The organism is Inquilinus sp. (genome assembly GCF_039594555.1).
GTDB lineage: Bacteria > Pseudomonadota > Alphaproteobacteria > DSM-16000 > Inquilinaceae > Inquilinus.
This window is the reverse complement of record NZ_JBCNNF010000122.1, coordinates 1-16,971: the sequence shown is the minus strand read 5'-3', so window position 1 is coordinate 16,971 and position 16,971 is coordinate 1. Positions and strand designations below refer to the sequence as shown.

Sequence of the window (16,971 nt, the reverse complement as noted above, 5' to 3'; positions counted from 1 at the left end):
GACGGTGACGGTGGCCAGCGGGGTGACGGTGCCGAGCGCGTCGAGGGTGATGCGGATGTCGCCGCGGCCGACCGTGGCCACGCCGACCGGCTGGGGCGGGCCGGCGAAGCGCCCGCCCCGGGCCGGGGCCGGCGCGCTGCCCGGCGTGGTGACGACATGCCAGGTGGCCAGGGCGATCAGCACGGCGGCGACGAGGCCGAGGCCGCCCCACACCAGCCGCCCGCGGCGCCGCACCGGGGCGGGTCTCTTCGTCTCCTCAACCGGCCGCTGTCGGTCCTCGACGCGAGCATCCATTGATCCGTCACCTTGAGTCTGCGTCTGGCGGCCCCCTCGCGCTCTGCTACACGACTGGACGGTCTTGGTTCCGTCGGTCGGCCAATGATACGCCGGATGGGGCACAAAGACGCAGGTCATGCGTTACTGTGCCCGTTGCAACGTTTAGGGCCGCGCCGACGGGTGCGGGGTGGGGCCCGGGTGGGGAACGGGATGCATCGGGAATTCCTGGCGCCGCTGGTGCTGACCGGGAAGCTGTGGTGGCGTTTCTGGCCGCAGCTGACGCTGCTGGTGCTGATCGGCATCCTGCTGAACGATCAGCTGCTGCTGCTGTCCGCCAGGGTCGGCTTCGTCGACCGGTCGCTCGGCTTCGCGGCGCTGACCCTGGTGGTCCTGACCAAGCTGGTCGTCACCGTCCTCGGCTTCCTGCTGATGCGGCCGGCGCTGCCCGCCGTCGCCGCCGCGCAAGCCCTGTCGACGGGCGCGGCGGTGCCGATCACCGGCCCGGAGGACTCCGCCGCGGGAGACGTCCCTGCTCCATCCTCCGCTACGCCGGCGGCGCTGACGCGGCGGCAGCGGCTGGCCGGCTTCGCCACCACCCTGACCATCGCCCTGGTGCCGTTCTTCGCCTATTACGCGGCCTGGGGCCTGCTGAACGACACCATCCGCGAATACTCGATCCTGGGTCTGGACCTTGCGCCGTTCGGCGAGAGCGGCAACCTGCTCGACGCCATCGGCGCCCGCTGGCTGGCAGTCTCGGTCGTCGCCACCTGGATCCTGCGCCGGCTGTTCAAGGCGCTGCGCGACCGCACCGGCGCGCCGGTCTGGAAGCTGCTGATCGTGCTGTGCGAGACCAACTGGGTCTTCATCGGCCTGTTCGTGTTGTCGCAATGGAAGGACGAGGCCATCGCTTGGGTGGCCAGCGGCACCGCCTGGGAATGGCTCAACCGCATCTGGCAGGCGGTGCTGACCCCGATCTCGACCGCTTTCGCCGCCGCCGAGCCGGTGGAATGGGCGCCGCCCGACGCGACGACCGTCGCCACCGGCCTGTTCTTCTACGCCCTGCTGCCGCTGATCTGGCTGGTGCTGGCGGCGCTGATCTACGGCCACGACCTGGGCAGCGACCCGGGCTGGATGCGGCACCGGCGGCTGGAGCGCATCGGCAGCCGCTACGCCGCCCTGCCGAAGTTCATCCGCGATTTCATCGGCCATTTCGTCAACGGGTATCGCAGCCGCTACCTGCCGGTCGCCAACAGCATCCGGCTGGCGCTGCATGCCGATTTGGCCCTGGTGCTGACCCTCGTCGTCGGCTGGCGCGCGATCGGCTGGGCGGCCGACTGGCTGTGGATGGGCGCGACCCAGGTGATCGGCCCGCACCCGATCAGTCTGGAGCAGCTGTTCGTCGACGGCCTGTCGCTGCTGCTCGGCGACCTGTCGGGAACCACGCCCGGCATCCTGGTCGAGCCGCTGCGCATGTGCCTGGTCGCGGCCGTGCTGGAGATTGCCTTCGCCCGGTCGCAGGCGCCGGCCGAGCCGGAGGTGAAGACTGCCGATGAGGCCGCGGCGTAGCCCGACTACATCGATCCGAGGTGGAAGCGCAGGTAGCGGGGCCGCTCGCCGTCCATGCTGACGGTCGGCTCCACCTTGCCGGCGGCGTCGTGCGGCACGGTGAAGTCCTGCTCGATCCGCAGCACCGTGCCCGGTGCCCGCGGCTCCAGCGTCGCGGCGCCGCAGGTCATGGTGCCTTCGGTCGAGCGCGGGCCGCCGAAGCCGCTGGCCGACCAGCGCCGGCCCTGATCGTCCCGCAGCGCCACCTGGCAGCGCTGCCAGAGCACGTCGATGCTCGGCTCGCGGACGGTGACCTGGAAGCGGACCCGGACGGGGACGCCCTGCACGCGCGGCCAGCCAGAATCCTTGAGCGGCAGCACCTCCACCGTCTCCAGTTTCCAATCGGCCCCGGCGAAGCGGGTCTCCATGCCGGCGGACACGCCGACCTCGAACAGCTCCTGGCCCTGCCACCATTCCTCCAGATGGCCCCGTGCGGTCAGCAGATAGACGGCGGGCAGCGCCAGCAGCAGCCCCCACAGGCAGCGGCGCCGCCAGCGCCGTTCATCGGTGTCGGTCGGGACGAGGGTCGTGGCGTCTCCGGGCGGATCGGCCGTCGTCATGGGATCGTCCCCGGCGTGCGGTCGAGGTCCAGACTGTCGGCGACCGGCAGCGATCCGGTGCCGCTGCCGAGGCTGATGCGGACGATGGAATCGAGCCGCGTGAGGCCGATCTTCGGGGCGACGAAGGTGGCGCCGCGCGCCTGGTCCTCGCGGATCTCGAAGATGAACCAGCCGCGCCGCGGCAGGCCGGGCTGCAGCGACGCGCCGGACAGCAGGGACTTCACGCCGGACAGCCGGTCGCTGAGGGAATAGTGCAGCCCCGTCGGCCCTTCCCAGTCGGCCTCGTAGACCAGCGTGCTCTCCGACCGCGCCGCCACGGTCGCGGTGACGACCGCCCAGAGGCCGGAGGTGTCGCGGACGACCTCCTTGCCATAGGCCGTGAAGCGGAGCTGCTTGGCGAACTGGACCGTCTCGAGCCGGATGGTGAATTTCCGCGCCGTGACCGTGTCGCCGATCTGGCCATAGACCGGGATCGGGTCGGTCTTCCGGTCGTAAAAGGGGGTGGTCCACTGCATCGCCAGCAGCAGGACGGCGGCGACCAGCAGCGCCGCCACGCGGCCGAACCATCGGATCATGCCGGGCCGCCCTCCTGGACCGGCATGTCGACGATGCCGGCCACATGCGGGTTGTACGACCAGCCGGTCTGTCCCCGGAGGTTGTCGCGCCGCTTGTAGTCCGTGGCATGGACGGCGAGCTTCAGCATCGGCGGCACCGGAACGTCCTGCGGCAGGGTCCAGACGATCGCCAGCCGCTCGGTCAAGTCCGGGTGCAGTTCCGCCGCGCGCTCACGGTCGCGCAGCAGGAAGACGTCCGGCTGGCCCTTGCCGACCGGCAGGTCCGGCGTCAGCAGGCGATAGAAGCTGTTGCTGGATTCGGCGGTGCGGTTGGTCAGTTCGACCTCCACCACCACGGCCTTCTCGCCGTCCCGGACCTTGCGCCCGTCGGGTGTGGCGGTGTCGATCCGGACGCTCAGCGGCACCACGCGCCACTCCCCCGCCTCGATCGTCGCGCCGGCCGCGAAGTGCGGCAGCGGCTGGTCGGTGCGGTAGGAGGCGATGGTCATGACCAGCACGACGCCGGCGGCCAGGAAGCCGCCGATGCCCGTGGTCAGCCAGACCATGGTCCGGCTTCTGAGCCCCTCCAGCCCTAATCGTTTTGCCGCGGACATATGACGGAGCCGAAGCCCTTCCCCCACCCACAGGACCGATCGAACACATGGCAGCGGAATTGGTTCCGGATTCAAGGGGGATTCGCGAGGTCTGGGCCCGCCCCCTCACCCTCCCGCCGCCTTCGGCGTCGGGCCCCTCCCTCTCCCCGAGGAGAGGGGATCTGAGCCGTACCCCCTTTAACCTCTCCTTGGGGAGAGGTCGAAATCGCGTCGGCGATTTCGGGTGAGGGGGTGGCTCCGGCCCTCTATGCGTCGGAGCCCCTACAGCTCCAGCACCACCCGATCGCTGGCGGGAATGGCGCAACACACCAGGGCCTCGCCCGGCCCGGGCGCGCCGGCCGGCGGCTCGGCATAGGTCACGGCGCCTTCCGCCACCCGCGCGGCGCAGGTGCCGCACAGGCCGGAGCGGCAGCTCCACGGCGCCTGGATCCCGGCCGCCTCGGCGAGGTCGAGCAGCGAGCCCCTGGACGGGTCCCAGGCGGCGCTGCGGCCGGAGGCGCGGAACTCGACCTGCGCCTCGGCCACCGCCGGCGGCAGGGTCGTTGGATCGACCGGCGCCGCGGAGCCGGCGGCGAAAGCCTCGCTGCGGATCCGCTCCGGCCGCACCCCGAGGCTGTCGAGCGCCGCGCGCATCGCCTGCATGAAGCCGGCCGGGCCGCAGAGATAGACGTCGTAATCATCCAGCGGCAGCAGCCGGCGCAGCAGCGCGGCGTCGATGTGGCCGGCATCGTCATAGTCGCGGCCCGGTACGTCCTGCGACCGCGGCCGGCTATAGCGGACATGCACGGTCAGGATCGGCGCCCGCGCCGCCAGGGCCCGCAGGTGATCGGCGAAGGCGTGCTCGGCGCCGTCGCGCGCGGCATGGACGAACCAGATCCCGCGGCCGGGATGGCGCAGCCGGTCCGGGTTGCGGCCGACCAGGTCGTTCAGCATGGCGATCATCGGCGTCACCCCGACGCCGCCCGACAGCAGCAGCACCGGCCGGCGGCTGTCGGCGTCGAGCACGAAGTCGCCGCGCGGTGCCAGGGCGCGGAGGGTGTCGCCGGCCCGGACATGGTCGTGCAGCCAGTGGCTGGCCAGGCCGGGGCGGCCGTCGACCGCGGTCTCGCGCTTGACACTGATCCGATAGCGGCGCCCGCCCGGCGCGTCGGACAGGGTGTAGGTGCGCCGCACCGGCTGGTCGCGGCCGGGAATGTCGAGCGCGACCGGCAGGAACTGGCCCGGCCGGTGCGGCACCACACTGCCGCCATCCGCCGGCTCCAGGATGAAGGAGCGGATGGTGGCGCTTTCCTCCACCACCTCGGCCACAGTGAAGGGCCGCAGCGTGTTGCGCGACGCCTCTGCTACGGCTGCCCGATCCGCCTCCGCCCAGGTGCCGGTGGCGGCCAGCTGCGGCGCCTGCTCCGGCGCCGACCAGCGCAGCGGCACCGCGTCCTCGATCCAGCGCCCCTCCTCCGGCCGGAAGCGCAGCAGCCGTTCCGCCCCGGCGAAGGCCGCGACATCCGGCCCGTCCCACACCACCTCGGCCCGGCCGGTCAGCAGCAGCACGCCGCCACTGTCGAAATCGACGAAGACCAGGCCGGCGCGCGGGTCGGCCGCGATGTTGCCGAAGGTGTTGAAGTAGAAATTGCCGAGGAAGTCCGGCGCGGTCAGCACCGTGCGTCCGCCCTCCTCCGCCACCCGGACGAAGCCGGGACGGCCGCCGCGATGCGAGACGTCGACGCCCTCCGACGGCGCATCGACGTCTTCCGCATGGGCCGAGCGGCTGGCGATGAAGAAGGTGTCGGCCGCCGCGACCAGCGCCGCCGCCCGCGGCGACAGCAGCGGCCCCTCCTCATGCACCGGCCGCGGCGCGCCCAGGCTGTCCGGCTCGGCCACGAAGGCCGGCGTCCGCGCCTGGATGTATTGCGGGCAGTTGCCGAAGCTCTGCCCGACCGTGACGGCGAAGCGGCCGTCGGCCCATTCGCTGACAGTCCCGTTCATCCGGTTACGCCGCCGGGTCTCCAGCTGGATGCCGAGCAGCCCGACCGGCGCTCCGACGGCGATGTTGTCGCCCAGCGGGTCGCCATAGGCCGGCCGCGCCGTCACGGTCAGGGTGCGCGGGTCGGGCGAATGCAGGAAGCCCGGCCGGCCGGATAGGATCGAGGCCCAGGGCCGGCCTTGCCGGTCCAGGCTGCCGACCACCAGGAAGGGCAGCAGGGCGAAGAAGTCGCGATGCTGGTCCGGCATGATGCCGCGGATCACCCGCCGCCCGGCCGAGGCCATCCGCTCGCGCACGCCGGCTCGGGCCTGGGCGGCTTCTTCGCCGGAATGGAAGGGCGCGGCGTCATGCGGCCAGCCGGGCAGCGGCGCGGGCACGGATGTGGCGGTGTCGGGCATGATGCACCTCTGGAGAGGCAGTGCTGTTGTGCGGTCCTCTCCCGCCCAAGCCGTCATTGCGAGGAGGCGGAGCCGACGAAGCAATCCATCGGCCCGCAAGGGCTGCGACATGGATTGCTTCGCTGCGCTCGCAATGACGTGCTGGGTTGGCGGGAGAGCTAAAGAAGTCGGATCACGCAGCCACGGCGGTGCGCGGCATCGGCACGAAGCCGGGCAGCGCCTCGATCCGGGACAGCCAGGCGCGGATGTTCGGATAGTCCTGCAGCGACACGCCGCCTTCGGGCGCCACCGCGGTGTAGGTGTAGTTGGCGATATCGGCGATAGTCGGCTGCGGCCCGGCCAGGAAGCTGCCCTTGGCCAGATGCGCCTCCATCACCCCGTAGAGGCGGGCGGCGATCGCCTTGGCGCGCTCATGGTCCAGCTGGGCCTTGAACACGGTCACCAGGCGGGCCGCCGCCGGGCCGTACGCCAGGAAGCCGGCGGCGACGGACAGCCAGCGCTGCACCTCGGCCGCGGCCAGCGGGTCGCGCGGCAGCCAGCGCCCGGTCTCGTCATAGCGGCCGGCGAGATAGACCAGGATGGCGTTGCTGTCGGCCAGGGCAATCTCGCCATCCTCGATCGCCGGCACCTGGCCGAAGGGGCTGCGGGCGAGGAAGGCCGGGGTCTTGTGCTCGCCGCCCGGCAGGTCGACGTCGATCGCCTCGAAGGGCAGGCCCAGCAGCGACAGGAACAGCTCGACCCGGTGGGAATGGCCGGACAGACCGAAGCGGTAGAGGCGGATGGGCTGGGCGGGAACGGGCATGGCGGCGGCCTTTCAGCGAGTGTCGATGTCACCAAGATGCCCATTCCTCGATCTATGGAGAATGCGCGCGCTTGACAGATCACCGTTTCAGCCAGCGGAATAATCCGATGGATCGGCTGGACAGCATGCGCATCTTCATCGCCGTGGCCGAGGCCGGCGGCTTCGCCCCCGCGGCCCGGCGCCTGGCCCTGTCCCCGCCCGCCGTCACCCGCGCCATCGCGGCGGTGGAGGAGCGGATCGGCGCCCGGCTGCTGCACCGCACCACCCGGGTGGTGCGGTTGACCGAGGCCGGCACCCGCTTCCTGGAGGATTGCCGCCGCATCCTGGCCGAGGTGGACGAGGCCGAGGCGGCGGCGGCCGGGCTGCATGCCGAGCCGCGCGGGCCGGTCGCAGTCACGGCGCCCGTGCTGTTCGGCCGGCTGCATGTGGCGCCGGTGCTGTTCCGGGTCGCCGACCGTTATCCGCGGCTGGTGGTGCGCAGCTTCTTCATCGACCGCATCGTCCATCTGGCCGAGGAGGGCTACGACGTCGCCGTGCGCATCGCCGAGCTGCCGGATTCCGGCCTCAGTGCCGTGCGGGTCGGCACGGTGCGTCGGATCGTCTGCGCCGCCCCCGCTTATCTGGCGGCGCATGGCACGCCGCGCAGCCCGGCCGACCTTGCGGAGCACGAGGCGATCCCGTTCATCCGGGGGCCGTCGACGCGCGACTGGGTGTTCCATCAGGGCGGACGGACCGAGACGGCCGAGCCGCGGGTCCGGCTGATCGTCAACCAGGCCGATGTCGCGGTGGCCGCGGCGGTGGCGGGGCATGGCTTGACCCGGGTGCTGTCCTACCAGGCGGCGGCGGAGATCCGCGCCGGCCTGCTGCAGGTGGTGCTGCAGGAGTTCGAGCCGCCGCCGATCCCGATCCAGGTCGTGCACCAGGAAGGCCGCCGCGCCTCCGCCCGGGTGCGGGCCCTGGTCGACATGCTGGCCGAGGGGTTGCGTGCCGACCCGACTCTGGAGGGCTAGCCGCGCAGCACCAGCACGTTGCCGAGCAGGATGGCGGCGGCGCCGAGCAGCAGGCCGGGGCCGAGAGCGAGGCCCTCGAAGCCGGCCGACAGGGCCAGCGCCACCACCGGCACCAGCGCCAGGGTGTAGGCGGTGCGGGCCGGGCCGATGCGGCGGACCAGATCGAAATACATCAGGAAGGTGACGCAGGAGGCGGCGATGGCGAGATAGGCCAGGCTGCCGAGATAGCGGGGCGAGATGTCGATCGAAAAGGCGGAGCCGGCGGCGGCCGACCAGGCGAAGGCGACGGCTGCGCCGGTCAGCGCGCCCCAGCCCATCACCGCCGGGATCGGGATGCCGCGCCGCTGGTTGCGGGCGCCGAGGATGGTGCCGCCGGCCGTGGCCAGCGCCGCCAGCGCGGCCCAGGCGACGCCGGCCAGGCCGCGCCCGTCCGCCGCCACGGCGCCGAGGTCGCCGCCGAAGACGATGGCGAGGCCGAGCACGCCGCAGCCGAGGCCGGCCCAGAGGCGCGGCGTCAGCGCCGTGCCGAGGAAGGCCCGGCCGAGCAGCCCGGCGAAGACGGCGGAGAGCGACAGCACCAGCGCCGCCAGCCCGCTCGGGATCAGGCGGGTGGCATTGTAGAAGGCGATGAAGGCGAGGCCGAAGAACAGCACGCCCTGCAGCAGCACCCAGGGCAGGTCGGCGCGGGGCAGGCGCAGCCGGGTGCCGGTCAGGGCGCCGAGGGCCAGCATCAGCAGCCCGGCCGCGGCCATGCGGTAGCCGACTGAGACGGTGGCCGCCACCGGCCCGGCCTGCAGCGCCGTGGCCAGCGCGCCGCCGCCCCAGAGCAGCGCGGTGGCCAGGAACAGGAGCGCGGTCACCGTCCCGCCTCCGACGCCTCGGCCAGCAGCGCCCGCCAGCCGGCGCCCGCGATCCTGCCGCTGGCGGTGTCGAGCCGGTCGAGGGCGCGGTCGAGCGCCGCCCGCTCCTCCTCCGGCAGCGCCGCCAGCAGCTTCGCCTCGATCGCGCGAGCCAGGGTCGCGATCTCGGCGAAGGCGGCCTCCCCTTCGGCCGTCAGCGTCACCGAGGCGTAGCGCCGGTCCTGCACCCCGGCCTCACGCCGGGCGAAGCCGAGGGCGACCAGCTGGGCGATGCCGCGACTGACGGCAACGGCATCGAGGCCGCAGGCCCGCGCGATCTCCCGCGCACTGACGCCCGGCCGGTCGGCCACCACCGCCAGGATCCGCCAAGCCGGCAGCCCCATACCCCAGCGCGGGCCATAGAAGCTCTCCAGCAGCTCCGCCACCCGCCCGGCGACGACGAACATCCGGTAGGGCAGCCAGCGCCCGAGCTCCAGGACGGGGGCGGCGGGGGACGAGGGACCGGCCATGGCACGCTCCGATCACAAAATGATTTCATTATGAAATCATATCGAAATTACCTTGGCCAGAACGAATGACGGCGACCGCCTTTCGCGGCAGTCGATGAAAGAATTGTCATCGCGAGCACAGCGAAGCGATCCAGCGGCACCGCCCCCTGGATCGCCACGTCGCTTCGCTCCTCGCGATGACGGCTCTATGGGGTCAACCGGCAGCCCGCCTCAGCCCGCCCGCGCCACCATCGCGACCGGGGCGATCAGGCCGCGTTCGAGCGTCGCCATGACATTGCCGATGCGCTCTCGCGTCGCCGGGCCCATCAGCAGGTGCAGGCCGAGCGGCGGGGCGCCCTCGACCGCCGCCCGCTCGCGCATCTCGCGGCCGAGGCGAAGCGCGAGATCGCTGCGGTCGTGTTCCGCCTCGACTGTGAAGCTGGCCTCCCGCAGCAGCCGGCGATAGGTCTCCGGCGTCTCGACGAAGCTGGTCTCCGGCGTCGCCGCCCAGGGCATCGGATAGGGAAGGTCGCCGTCCGCCACCCGCATGACGTCGTACACGCCGAACCGCGCGCCGGGCCTCAGCACCCGGTGCACCTCGGCGAACAGCGCCGCCTTGTCGGCGATGTTCATGCCGACATGGATCAGGGTGGCGGCATCGAATTCCGCGTCCGGGAACGGCATGGCCAGCGCACTGCCCTGGCAGAACGACACCAAGCCGGCGAGGCCGCAGCGCCGGGTCAGGGCCCTGGCGGCCTCGACGAACTCCGCCGTCAGGTCGATGCCGGTGACCCGGCAGCCTTGTGCCGCGGCGAAATGCCGGGCTGGCCCGCCGATGCCGGAGCCGACATCGAGCACATGCAGCTCCGGCCCGAGGCCGAGATCCCGCGCCAGCTCCGCCGTCGCCGCCTGCCAGCCGAGATGGAACTCGTCGGCGCCGGACAGGTCGCCGGGGGCGAGGTGGTCGACATCCTTGCCGCTGGCCCGCAGCGCCTCGAGGATCGCCTGCTCGATGCCGCTGCGGCCGTAGTGGCGCGCGACCTGCTGCTCGGTTTCCATGGCCGCCTCCCTGTGGGTCGGGCCATCCTAGCGCAAGCGGCGGCGGCCGACATCGCCGCCATCCGGATAGGCCCTCAGAAGGTCTTCGCCACGGCCTCCGCCCGGCTCTTCGCCTCGGCCCGGGCCTGGGTGTCCACCTCCGGCCCGAACAGCGTCTTCTCGACCGTGATGGCGGTGATGTCGGTGATGCCGATGAAGCGCAGCCACATCTCCATATAGGGCTTCTGAAAGTCGAAGCCGGCGGCGGGGGTGAGGGCCGAGGCGCCGTAATCGAGGCCGCGGGCATAGATCACCGCCGCCTTGCGGCCCGGCAGCAGGCCGGAGAAGCCCTGCTCGGTGAAGGAGAACAGCACGTCCTTCTGCGACACCACGTCGATCAGGTGTTTCAGCTTGTAGGGAATGCCGAAGTTCCACAGCGGTACGGCGAAGAGCAGCCGGTCGGCCGCGTGGAAGGGCTGTGCCAGCTCGCGGATCCGGCGCCACGCCGTCTCCTGCGCCGCGGTCAGCGGCGTTCCGGACAGGCCGGCATATTTCGCCTCCATCGCCGCGCCGTCGAACTCTGGCAGGTCGACGGCCCAGAGATCCAGCGTCTCGATCTCGTCGGCGGGATGGGCCTCCCGATAGGCGGCGAGGAAGGCGCGCGCGACCTCGATCGAAGCGGAGCGCTGCTTGCGGGGCGAGGCTTCGACATAGAGCAGCCGGGCCATGGCGATTCTCCTGGTGGGGATGAATCCGAGGCTAGCGGCGCATCGCTCAGAGGATAAACGAATAGATTCTATGAGGTTGATTGCAGATCACGATATATTGGCATGATGTTCGAGACCGAGCTGCTGCGCAGCTTCGTGGCGGTGGCGGAGCTGCAGGGCTTCACCCGCGCCGCGGAGCATCTCCACCTCACCCAGTCGACGGTGAGCGCCCAGATCCGCCGCCTGGAGGACCAGGCGGGCCGGCCGCTGCTGCGCCGCAGCACCCGGTCGGTGGCGCTGACCGAGGCCGGCGAGACGCTGCTGGGCTATGCCCGCAGCATCCTGCGGCTGAACCAGGATGCCCGCGCCAGCCTCTCGGCCTCCTCGCTGGCCGGGCGGATCCGGATCGGCGCGTCGGAGGATGTCGCCGGCTCCGGCCTGCCGGAGGTGCTGCGGCGCTTCGGATCGCAGCACCCGGCGGTGCGGATCGAGGTCGAAGTCGGCATCGCCACCACCCTGTTCCAGGCGCTGGACGGCGGCCGGCTGGACCTGATCCTGTGCAGCCGCTGCCATGGCGACGGTCGCGGCTGGACGCTGTGGCGCGAGCCCCTGGCCTGGGCCGCCGCCGCGGATGCGGGCCCGCTGCCCGACCCGATCCCCCTCGCCTTCTTCCCGGAGCCCTGCCCGTACCGGGAGGCGGCGTTGGCGGCCCTGGCCGAGGCGCGGCGGCCCTGGCGGATCGCCTATGTCAGCCCCAGCGTCGCCGGCGTCCGCGCCGCTGCCCTGGCCGGGCTGGCTGTGACGCCCCTGCCCCTGAGCGCGATCGGGGCCGGGCTGCGGGTGCTGGGAGCGGAGGATGGGCTGCCGCCGCTGCCGGAGGTGGAGTTCGTCGTCTTCACCGCCTCCGAGGACCCGCCGGCCCGGGCCCTGGCCGAGATGCTGCGGCAATCGGCCGGTCCGCTCGGCCGCCCCTAATTCGGCAACAACTTGAGCGCGACCACGCCGCCGAGGATGGCAAGGATGGCGGCGAGCCGCGCGGGGCCCAGCGCCTCGCCGAACAGCAGCAGCCCGGCGGTGACCGACCCGACCGCGCCGATCCCGGTCCAGACCGCGTAGGCGGTGCCGAGCGGCAGCACCTTCAGCGCCTGGGTCAGGAGGCCGAGGAAGACCACCAGAGCGACCACCGAGGCCGCGGTCCAGCCGAGACGGCTGTAGCCGTTGGAGTATTTCGTGGTCACGGCCCAGACCACGTCGGCGATGCCGGACAGGATCAGCATCGCCCAGGCGAGGGAGTTCGACATCGCCACCTCCCTCAGCCCAGCTTGATGACGGCGACGCCGGCCAGCAGCGCCGCCACGCCGGCCAGGCGCAGGGCGGAAACCGGGCGCCGCGGCAGGCGGAACCAGCCGTAGCGGTCGACGAAGACCGAGGCGACCTGCTGGCCGGCGACGGTCAGCCCGACCGCGGCGGCGGCGCCGATCACCGGGATCGCGGTGAAGACGGTGGTGACATAGGTGGCGCCGGCGACGCCGCCGAGCCAGCCCCACCACGGCATCGCGCCGACACCCTCCAGCTTCGGCCGCGGCTGCTTCGGCAGGGCCAGCACCATCAGCACCACCGCCGCCATGGCTGCCGTCGCCACCAGGAAGCTGACCGCGCCGACGGCGAAGGGCGCGCCGAGGTCGCGGCGCAGCAGGGCGTTCACAGCACCCTGGACGGGCAGCACCGCGCCGGCGGCCAGGGCCAGCGTGATCCAACCGGCCCGCGACAGGGCCGGGACGGCACTGCCGCCGGACTGGCCCAGCACGATCGCCGCCGCGCCGGCCAGCACCAGCACGGTGCCGGCCACCGCCGCCGGGGCAAAGCCGGCCGCCGGTACGCCGAGCAGGCCGAAGCCGTCGAGCGCCAGCGACGCCAGCATCTGGCCGGCGATGAACAGGCCGACGCTGACCACCGCGCCGAGCCGCGGGAACAGCAGGATGGTCGAGACCACATAGACCGCGCTGGCGGTGCCGCCGACGGCGTGCCACCAGACCACGCCCGGCAAGGCGGACAGGGCCGAGATCGTGCCGGTCAGCAGCGCCGCGGCCAGCAGGATCGCGGTGCCGACCGACAGCTGCAGCGTCGTCGCGGCGAAGGGGCTGCCGGTGGCCTTGGCCAGCTGGGCGTTGGCGCCGGCCTGGACCGCGAGCAGCCCGCCGGCCAGCAGCGAGATCGGGATGAACAGGGTTTCCATGGCAGGGTCTCAGTCGGAAGGCGGCGGGATCAGTGGTGATCGGCCAGGGCCGGGACGCGCAGGCCGCGCTGCACGGCGGGCCGGGCGGCGATGGCCTCGTACCAGCGGCGCAGGTTCGGACTGTCCTCGAGGCCGACGCCGATCTTGGTCAGCCCGGCATGGATCCAGGGCCAGCTCATGACGTCGGCGATGCCGTAGGCCTCGCCGGCCAGGTGGCTGCGCCGGCCCAGCGTGCCGTCCAGCACCCGGTACACCCGCGCCGCCTCGGCCTCGAAGCGGCCGATGACGTAGGGGATCTTCTCCGACGCGAAGATCCTGTAGTTCCACAGCTGGCCCAGGGTGGGGCCGAGATGGGCCGCCTGGAACAGGATCCATTGCAGCGCCGTCGTCCGCTCCCCGGCATCGGCCGGCAGCAGCCTGCCGGAGCGCTCGGCGAGATAGGTCAGGATCGCGCCGCTCTCGAACACGGTGCGGCCGCGGTCCGGGTCGGTGATCACCGGGATCTTGTTGTTCGGGTTCAGCGCCAGGAAGGCCGGCTGGCGCTGCTCGCCCGTCTCGATGTCGACGACATGCACCTCATAGGGCAGGCCGGTCTCCTCGAGCATGATCGAGGCCTTGTGCCCGTTCGGCGTCTGGTAGGTGTAGAGCTGGATCGGGGTCATCTCTGTCTCTCCGAAGGCGGGCCAGCCCCGCCGCTGGAGAGAAGATGAAGGGTGCACTGACGCAGTTCGATCTGTGATACTGCAGCAACCATCTGCGTCTACGCACAGGACGATCATGGACAGCCGGCTGGATTGGGAGGATCTGCACACCGTGCTGGCGGTGGCCGAGGCCGGGTCGCTGGCGGGCGCCGCGCGGCGGCTGGGCGTCAACCACACCACGGTGCTGCGCCGGATCGGCGGCTTCGAGCAGCGCCTGGGCCTGCGGCTGTTCGACCGGCTGCCCGGCGGCTATGCCCTGACCGCGGGCGGCGAGGAGCTGGCGGCGGCGGCCCGCTTCATGGCGGCGACGGTCGAGGGGCTGGAGCGGCGCCTGGCCGGCCAGGACCTGCGGCTGGAAGGCACGCTGCGGGTGGCGACGGCGGACACGCTGACCGCCTCGGTGCTGCCGACGCTGCTGGCCCAGTTCCGCGAGCTGCATCCCGGCATCGGGCTGGAGGTGACCACCGCCAACCTGATGGCGAACCTGACCCGGCGCGACGCCGATGTCGCCATCCGGCCGGTGCTGGACCCGCCGGAGACGCTGGTCGGCCGCCGCGTCGCCGGCATCGCCTTCGCCGCCTATGCCGCGGCGAACCACCCGGCGGCGCGCGGCGGCACGGTCGATCCGGCGGCCCATCCCTGGGTGGCGCCGGATGACAGCCTGGCCGGCACCTCGGTGGCGCGTTGGATGCGCCGGGCGCTGCCGGACACGACGATCGCGCTGCGGACGGATTCGCTGGTCGAGGTTCGCAATGCCGCCCGCGCCGGGATCGGCCTGGCCGCCCTGCCCTGCTATCTCGGCGACGTCTCCGACGGGCTGGTGCGGATCGCCACCCCGACCGTGCCGGAGGGCGCGGCGCTGTGGGTGCTGACCCACGAGGATCTGCGCCGCACCGCCCGGGTCAGCGCCTTCACCGAATTCATGGCCGCCGCCCTGGTTCGCCAGAGAGACCTGCTGGAGGGACGGAGGCCGGCCGTGGCAGGGTAGCCGGGACAGGCAGCAATGGGGGACAGCCATGGCCGTGAAGCGGATCGTCACCAACATCGCCGCCGGCGATATCGCCCGGGCGCAGGCCTTCTATGGCGACTTCCTGGGCCTGGAGCTGGCCATGGACATGGGCTGGATCTTGACCTTCACCGCCGGCACGACGATGACGCCGCAGCTCAGCGTCATGACCCAGGGTGGCTCCGGCACCCCGGTGCCGGACATCTCGATCGAGGTCGACGACGTCGACGCCATGCACTGGAAGGCCGTGGCGATGGGCCTCAAGGTCGAATACGGCCCGGCCGACGAGCCCTGGGGCGTGCGCCGCTTCTATGTCCGCGACCCGTTCGGCCGGCTGGTTAACATCCTGGCGCACTGACCTCGTCAGTTGATCCAGACTGCGAAGCTGAGGAACTCTCCCTCGAAGGCGGCAGTCGCCTGCTCCCAGAACGACCTCTCGCTGACCGGGCCGTCTTCGAGGAAGGGCACCATGTCGGTGCCGGTCAGCAGCAGCACCAGGTCGAAGGGTTGCGGCGACTCCAGCAGGCGGCGCAGGTTGAAGCCCTGCTCGAAGCGCCAATGCGGCAGCAGCTTGTCGCCGTTCAGGATCGCCTCCAATTCCGCCATCAGCGACAGCCAGGAATCGATGCGCTCATCGGTGATGGTCATGCCCGGGATCAGGCTGGCCTGCTTCGCGTTCGGCAGCCATTCGCGGTCATTGTCGGTCTCGGCCCGGATCGACGCCCACATCTCCTGGCTCAGCTTGGCCGCCTCCAGCAGGTGCTCGCGCACTCGCGGCAGCCGTTCCGGCTCCGCCACCGGCCAGTTCAGCAGGTGGATCCAGGCGATACCGTCGGCGATCCGGCCATCCTCCGCCCCGGTGAACATGCCCTGGGTCGGCAGGGTCAACGCCGCGGCCAGCGGCGAATCCGGTCGCGGGAACAGCAGGTGCCCGGCGGCGTCGAAGCTGCGGCGCCAGTCGCGCGCCAGCAGGAACTCGGCGCCGGCGCGCAGCACATGGGTATAGGCGCGCAGCCACAGCACGTCGCCGGTGTCGAAGGCGATCACCAGCTTGCCGGCATCGGCGTGGTTGCCCTGCCCGCCCAGCAGCACGGCGCTGTAGACGTCGTAGAGCGTGGTCTCGCCCCGGCCGTTGCCGGCGAGGTCCAGCTTCACCCGGCCCATCGCCATGGGCAGCTTCACCGGCCGGTCGCCCAGCGGCTGCAGCGTGCGGTCGACCGCGTCGAGATCATCCACCAGCGCCTGCAGGATGGCGCGGGCATCCTCGTAGCGGATCACCTCGGGGTTCGGGTTCGGCGGCACCGGCATCGCCATCAGCGGCACCGCCATCACCGGGTCGTGCGGCGGCTGGAAGCCGTAGCGGTACAGGGCCTGGCTGAAATGCTCCGTCGCCTTGGCCAGGCGGATCAGGCCGAGCCCGGCGATCGCCTCAGCGTCGTCCGGCTTCTTCGCCACGATCGCGGCCAGCGCCTTCTCGCCCTCGGCGACGCTGCCGGCATAGAGGTATCTCTGCGTCAGCTCGACCGGCGTCGCCGCCGTGGCTGGAGCCGGCACGGCGAGAGGCAGGACCAGGATGGCGGCAGCGAGCAAAGCCCGGCCCATCGGCCGAATGGAGACAGTCATCGATCCGAAAAGTGAATCTGATTCACTTCGATGATGGGAGAACAAGCCAGTCGCCCTTCAATATTCATAGCGATCCAGCGAGACGATCCTCCAACTTCATGTCACAAATCGGGCAGCAAGAGCAGCGGAACTACGCCCCCGTGTCCGGCGCCACCAGGGCGGTGCTGGTATAGCCGAGGTCGCGGAGCTGGCGCGGGATGCCGTCGCGGACATGGCCGCTGCCGGCCAGCACCACGACCAGCGGGATCCCCGCCGCGCGGGCCTCGGCGATACGCGTCGCCATCGCTCGGTCCCACAGCAGTTGGACGTCGACGAAGCGGCGGAAACCCCGGTTGAGGGCATCGCCCTCCGTCCCCCTGCCATGGCCGGCGAAGGCGGCGGCGAGGTATTTGTTGTACTCCGGCGACGGCGGCACCGGCCGGCCGAGATCGAGATCCGGCCGGGCCTGCAGCGCCGCCCAGCCTTCCGCCCCGACCGCGCGCACCAGCTCGCGGTCGACATTCAGCGCGATC

At 71.9% G+C, this 16,971-nt stretch carries 19 protein-coding genes and 1 pseudogene; 5 read left to right on the top strand and 15 right to left on the bottom strand.

Annotation, left to right across the window (positions count from 1 at the left end):
• Positions 1-234: pseudogene (locus ABDW35_RS15055) on the bottom strand (multidrug transporter subunit MdtA); the annotation flags it as partial.
• A 252-nt stretch (positions 235-486) separates the two neighbouring features.
• Between ABDW35_RS15055 and ABDW35_RS15050 the strand changes: the two are divergent.
• Complete coding sequence (locus tag ABDW35_RS15050; RefSeq protein WP_343714694.1) at positions 487-1,842, top strand: hypothetical protein; 1,356 nt, start codon at positions 487-489, stop codon at positions 1,840-1,842.
• A 5-nt stretch (positions 1,843-1,847) separates the two neighbouring features.
• Here the strand turns inward: ABDW35_RS15050 and ABDW35_RS15045 are convergent, their stop codons facing one another.
• The 5 genes from ABDW35_RS15045 to ABDW35_RS15025 form a co-directional block, all read right to left on the bottom strand.
• Positions 1,848-2,441 (bottom strand): hypothetical protein, encoded by a 594-nt coding sequence (locus ABDW35_RS15045; protein WP_343714693.1) that lies wholly within the window; start codon positions 2,439-2,441, stop codon positions 1,848-1,850.
• A complete protein-coding gene (locus ABDW35_RS15040; protein ID WP_343714692.1) occupies positions 2,438-3,016 on the bottom strand; it encodes a hypothetical protein in 579 nt (192 codons plus the stop codon). The genes ABDW35_RS15045 and ABDW35_RS15040 overlap by 4 nt, the downstream gene beginning before the upstream one ends.
• Complete coding sequence (locus ABDW35_RS15035) at positions 3,013-3,561, bottom strand: hypothetical protein (RefSeq protein WP_343714691.1); 549 nt, start codon at positions 3,559-3,561, stop codon at positions 3,013-3,015. The genes ABDW35_RS15040 and ABDW35_RS15035 overlap by 4 nt, the downstream gene beginning before the upstream one ends.
• A gap of 309 nt (positions 3,562-3,870) precedes the next feature.
• The gene (locus tag ABDW35_RS15030; protein ID WP_343714690.1) at positions 3,871-5,988 is read right to left on the bottom strand and encodes a pyridoxamine 5'-phosphate oxidase family protein; all 2,118 of its coding nucleotides are present in this window, start codon (positions 5,986-5,988) and stop codon (positions 3,871-3,873) included.
• Positions 5,989-6,160: 172 nt separating this feature from the next.
• Entirely contained in the window at positions 6,161-6,790 is a 630-nt protein-coding gene (locus ABDW35_RS15025) for a glutathione S-transferase (RefSeq protein WP_343714689.1), read from the bottom strand.
• A gap of 107 nt (positions 6,791-6,897) precedes the next feature.
• On the opposite strand from ABDW35_RS15025, the gene ABDW35_RS15020 reads away from it, so the two are divergent.
• Positions 6,898-7,800: a LysR family transcriptional regulator gene (locus tag ABDW35_RS15020; RefSeq protein WP_343714688.1), complete on the top strand. Its 903-nt coding sequence runs from the start codon at positions 6,898-6,900 to the stop codon at positions 7,798-7,800.
• On the opposite strand, the gene ABDW35_RS15015 is transcribed toward ABDW35_RS15020, so the two are convergent.
• From ABDW35_RS15015 to ABDW35_RS15000, 4 genes are all read right to left on the bottom strand, one after another.
• Positions 7,797-8,660: a DMT family transporter gene (locus tag ABDW35_RS15015; protein ID WP_343714687.1), complete on the bottom strand. Its 864-nt coding sequence runs from the start codon at positions 8,658-8,660 to the stop codon at positions 7,797-7,799. The two genes, ABDW35_RS15020 and ABDW35_RS15015, sit on opposite strands and share 4 nt — an antisense overlap.
• Entirely contained in the window at positions 8,657-9,169 is a 513-nt protein-coding gene (locus ABDW35_RS15010; protein WP_343714686.1) for a MarR family winged helix-turn-helix transcriptional regulator, read from the bottom strand. The genes ABDW35_RS15015 and ABDW35_RS15010 overlap by 4 nt, the downstream gene beginning before the upstream one ends.
• Before the next feature lie 210 nt (positions 9,170-9,379).
• Positions 9,380-10,207 (bottom strand): methyltransferase domain-containing protein, encoded by an 828-nt coding sequence (locus ABDW35_RS15005; protein WP_343714685.1) that lies wholly within the window; start codon positions 10,205-10,207, stop codon positions 9,380-9,382.
• A gap of 74 nt (positions 10,208-10,281) precedes the next feature.
• Entirely contained in the window at positions 10,282-10,914 is a 633-nt protein-coding gene (locus tag ABDW35_RS15000; RefSeq protein ID WP_343714684.1) for an NAD(P)H-dependent oxidoreductase, read from the bottom strand.
• Positions 10,915-11,016: 102 nt separating this feature from the next.
• On the opposite strand from ABDW35_RS15000, the gene ABDW35_RS14995 reads away from it, so the two are divergent.
• Positions 11,017-11,868, top strand: a complete 852-nt coding sequence (locus ABDW35_RS14995) for a LysR substrate-binding domain-containing protein (protein WP_343714683.1) — start codon at positions 11,017-11,019, stop codon at positions 11,866-11,868.
• On the opposite strand, the gene ABDW35_RS14990 is transcribed toward ABDW35_RS14995, so the two are convergent.
• From ABDW35_RS14990 to ABDW35_RS14980, 3 genes are read right to left on the bottom strand one after another with little or no spacing between them, the layout of a single operon-like run.
• Positions 11,865-12,194: a multidrug efflux SMR transporter gene (locus tag ABDW35_RS14990; RefSeq protein ID WP_343714682.1), complete on the bottom strand. Its 330-nt coding sequence runs from the start codon at positions 12,192-12,194 to the stop codon at positions 11,865-11,867. The genes ABDW35_RS14995 and ABDW35_RS14990 overlap by 4 nt on opposite strands.
• A gap of 11 nt (positions 12,195-12,205) precedes the next feature.
• Positions 12,206-13,129, bottom strand: a complete 924-nt coding sequence (locus ABDW35_RS14985) for a DMT family transporter (protein WP_343714681.1) — start codon at positions 13,127-13,129, stop codon at positions 12,206-12,208.
• Between the two features lie 29 nt (positions 13,130-13,158).
• Entirely contained in the window at positions 13,159-13,791 is a 633-nt protein-coding gene (locus ABDW35_RS14980) for a glutathione S-transferase N-terminal domain-containing protein (protein ID WP_343714680.1), read from the bottom strand.
• A gap of 115 nt (positions 13,792-13,906) precedes the next feature.
• On the opposite strand from ABDW35_RS14980, the gene ABDW35_RS14975 reads away from it, so the two are divergent.
• Positions 13,907-14,818: a LysR family transcriptional regulator gene (locus ABDW35_RS14975; protein ID WP_343714679.1), complete on the top strand. Its 912-nt coding sequence runs from the start codon at positions 13,907-13,909 to the stop codon at positions 14,816-14,818.
• A 28-nt stretch (positions 14,819-14,846) separates the two neighbouring features.
• Positions 14,847-15,194 (top strand): VOC family protein, encoded by a 348-nt coding sequence (locus tag ABDW35_RS14970; protein ID WP_343714678.1) that lies wholly within the window; start codon positions 14,847-14,849, stop codon positions 15,192-15,194.
• A gap of 5 nt (positions 15,195-15,199) precedes the next feature.
• Here ABDW35_RS14970 and ABDW35_RS14965 read toward each other — a convergent pair whose 3' ends face one another.
• Entirely contained in the window at positions 15,200-16,459 is a 1,260-nt protein-coding gene (locus tag ABDW35_RS14965; RefSeq protein ID WP_343714677.1) for a hypothetical protein, read from the bottom strand.
• A 130-nt stretch (positions 16,460-16,589) separates the two neighbouring features.
• Positions 16,590-16,971 (bottom strand): ChaN family lipoprotein (locus ABDW35_RS14960; protein ID WP_343714676.1); only part of this gene is annotated, 382 nt, incomplete at its 5' end.

What these genes read in the sequence shown, in the direction of transcription:
- ABDW35_RS15050 (WP_343714694.1), top strand. Translation starts at nt 487, where the DNA reads ATGCATCGGGAATTCCTGGCGCCGCTGGTGCTGACCGGGAAGCTGTGG.
- ABDW35_RS15045 (WP_343714693.1), bottom strand. Translation starts at nt 2,441, where the DNA reads ATGACGACGGCCGATCCGCCCGGAGACGCCACGACCCTCGTCCCGACC.
- ABDW35_RS15040 (WP_343714692.1), bottom strand. Translation starts at nt 3,016, where the DNA reads ATGATCCGATGGTTCGGCCGCGTGGCGGCGCTGCTGGTCGCCGCCGTC.
- ABDW35_RS15035 (WP_343714691.1), bottom strand. Translation starts at nt 3,561, where the DNA reads ATGGTCTGGCTGACCACGGGCATCGGCGGCTTCCTGGCCGCCGGCGTC.
- ABDW35_RS15030 (WP_343714690.1), bottom strand. Translation starts at nt 5,988, where the DNA reads ATGCCCGACACCGCCACATCCGTGCCCGCGCCGCTGCCCGGCTGGCCG.
- ABDW35_RS15025 (WP_343714689.1), bottom strand. Translation starts at nt 6,790, where the DNA reads ATGCCCGTTCCCGCCCAGCCCATCCGCCTCTACCGCTTCGGTCTGTCC.
- ABDW35_RS15020 (WP_343714688.1), top strand. Translation starts at nt 6,898, where the DNA reads ATGGATCGGCTGGACAGCATGCGCATCTTCATCGCCGTGGCCGAGGCC.
- ABDW35_RS15010 (WP_343714686.1), bottom strand. Translation starts at nt 9,169, where the DNA reads ATGGCCGGTCCCTCGTCCCCCGCCGCCCCCGTCCTGGAGCTCGGGCGC.
- ABDW35_RS15005 (WP_343714685.1), bottom strand. Translation starts at nt 10,207, where the DNA reads ATGGAAACCGAGCAGCAGGTCGCGCGCCACTACGGCCGCAGCGGCATC.
- ABDW35_RS15000 (WP_343714684.1), bottom strand. Translation starts at nt 10,914, where the DNA reads ATGGCCCGGCTGCTCTATGTCGAAGCCTCGCCCCGCAAGCAGCGCTCC.
- ABDW35_RS14995 (WP_343714683.1), top strand. Translation starts at nt 11,017, where the DNA reads ATGATGTTCGAGACCGAGCTGCTGCGCAGCTTCGTGGCGGTGGCGGAG.
- ABDW35_RS14990 (WP_343714682.1), bottom strand. Translation starts at nt 12,194, where the DNA reads ATGTCGAACTCCCTCGCCTGGGCGATGCTGATCCTGTCCGGCATCGCC.
- ABDW35_RS14985 (WP_343714681.1), bottom strand. Translation starts at nt 13,129, where the DNA reads ATGGAAACCCTGTTCATCCCGATCTCGCTGCTGGCCGGCGGGCTGCTC.
- ABDW35_RS14980 (WP_343714680.1), bottom strand. Translation starts at nt 13,791, where the DNA reads ATGACCCCGATCCAGCTCTACACCTACCAGACGCCGAACGGGCACAAG.
- ABDW35_RS14975 (WP_343714679.1), top strand. Translation starts at nt 13,907, where the DNA reads ATGGACAGCCGGCTGGATTGGGAGGATCTGCACACCGTGCTGGCGGTG.
- ABDW35_RS14970 (WP_343714678.1), top strand. Translation starts at nt 14,847, where the DNA reads ATGGCCGTGAAGCGGATCGTCACCAACATCGCCGCCGGCGATATCGCC.
- ABDW35_RS14965 (WP_343714677.1), bottom strand. Translation starts at nt 16,459, where the DNA reads ATGACTGTCTCCATTCGGCCGATGGGCCGGGCTTTGCTCGCTGCCGCC.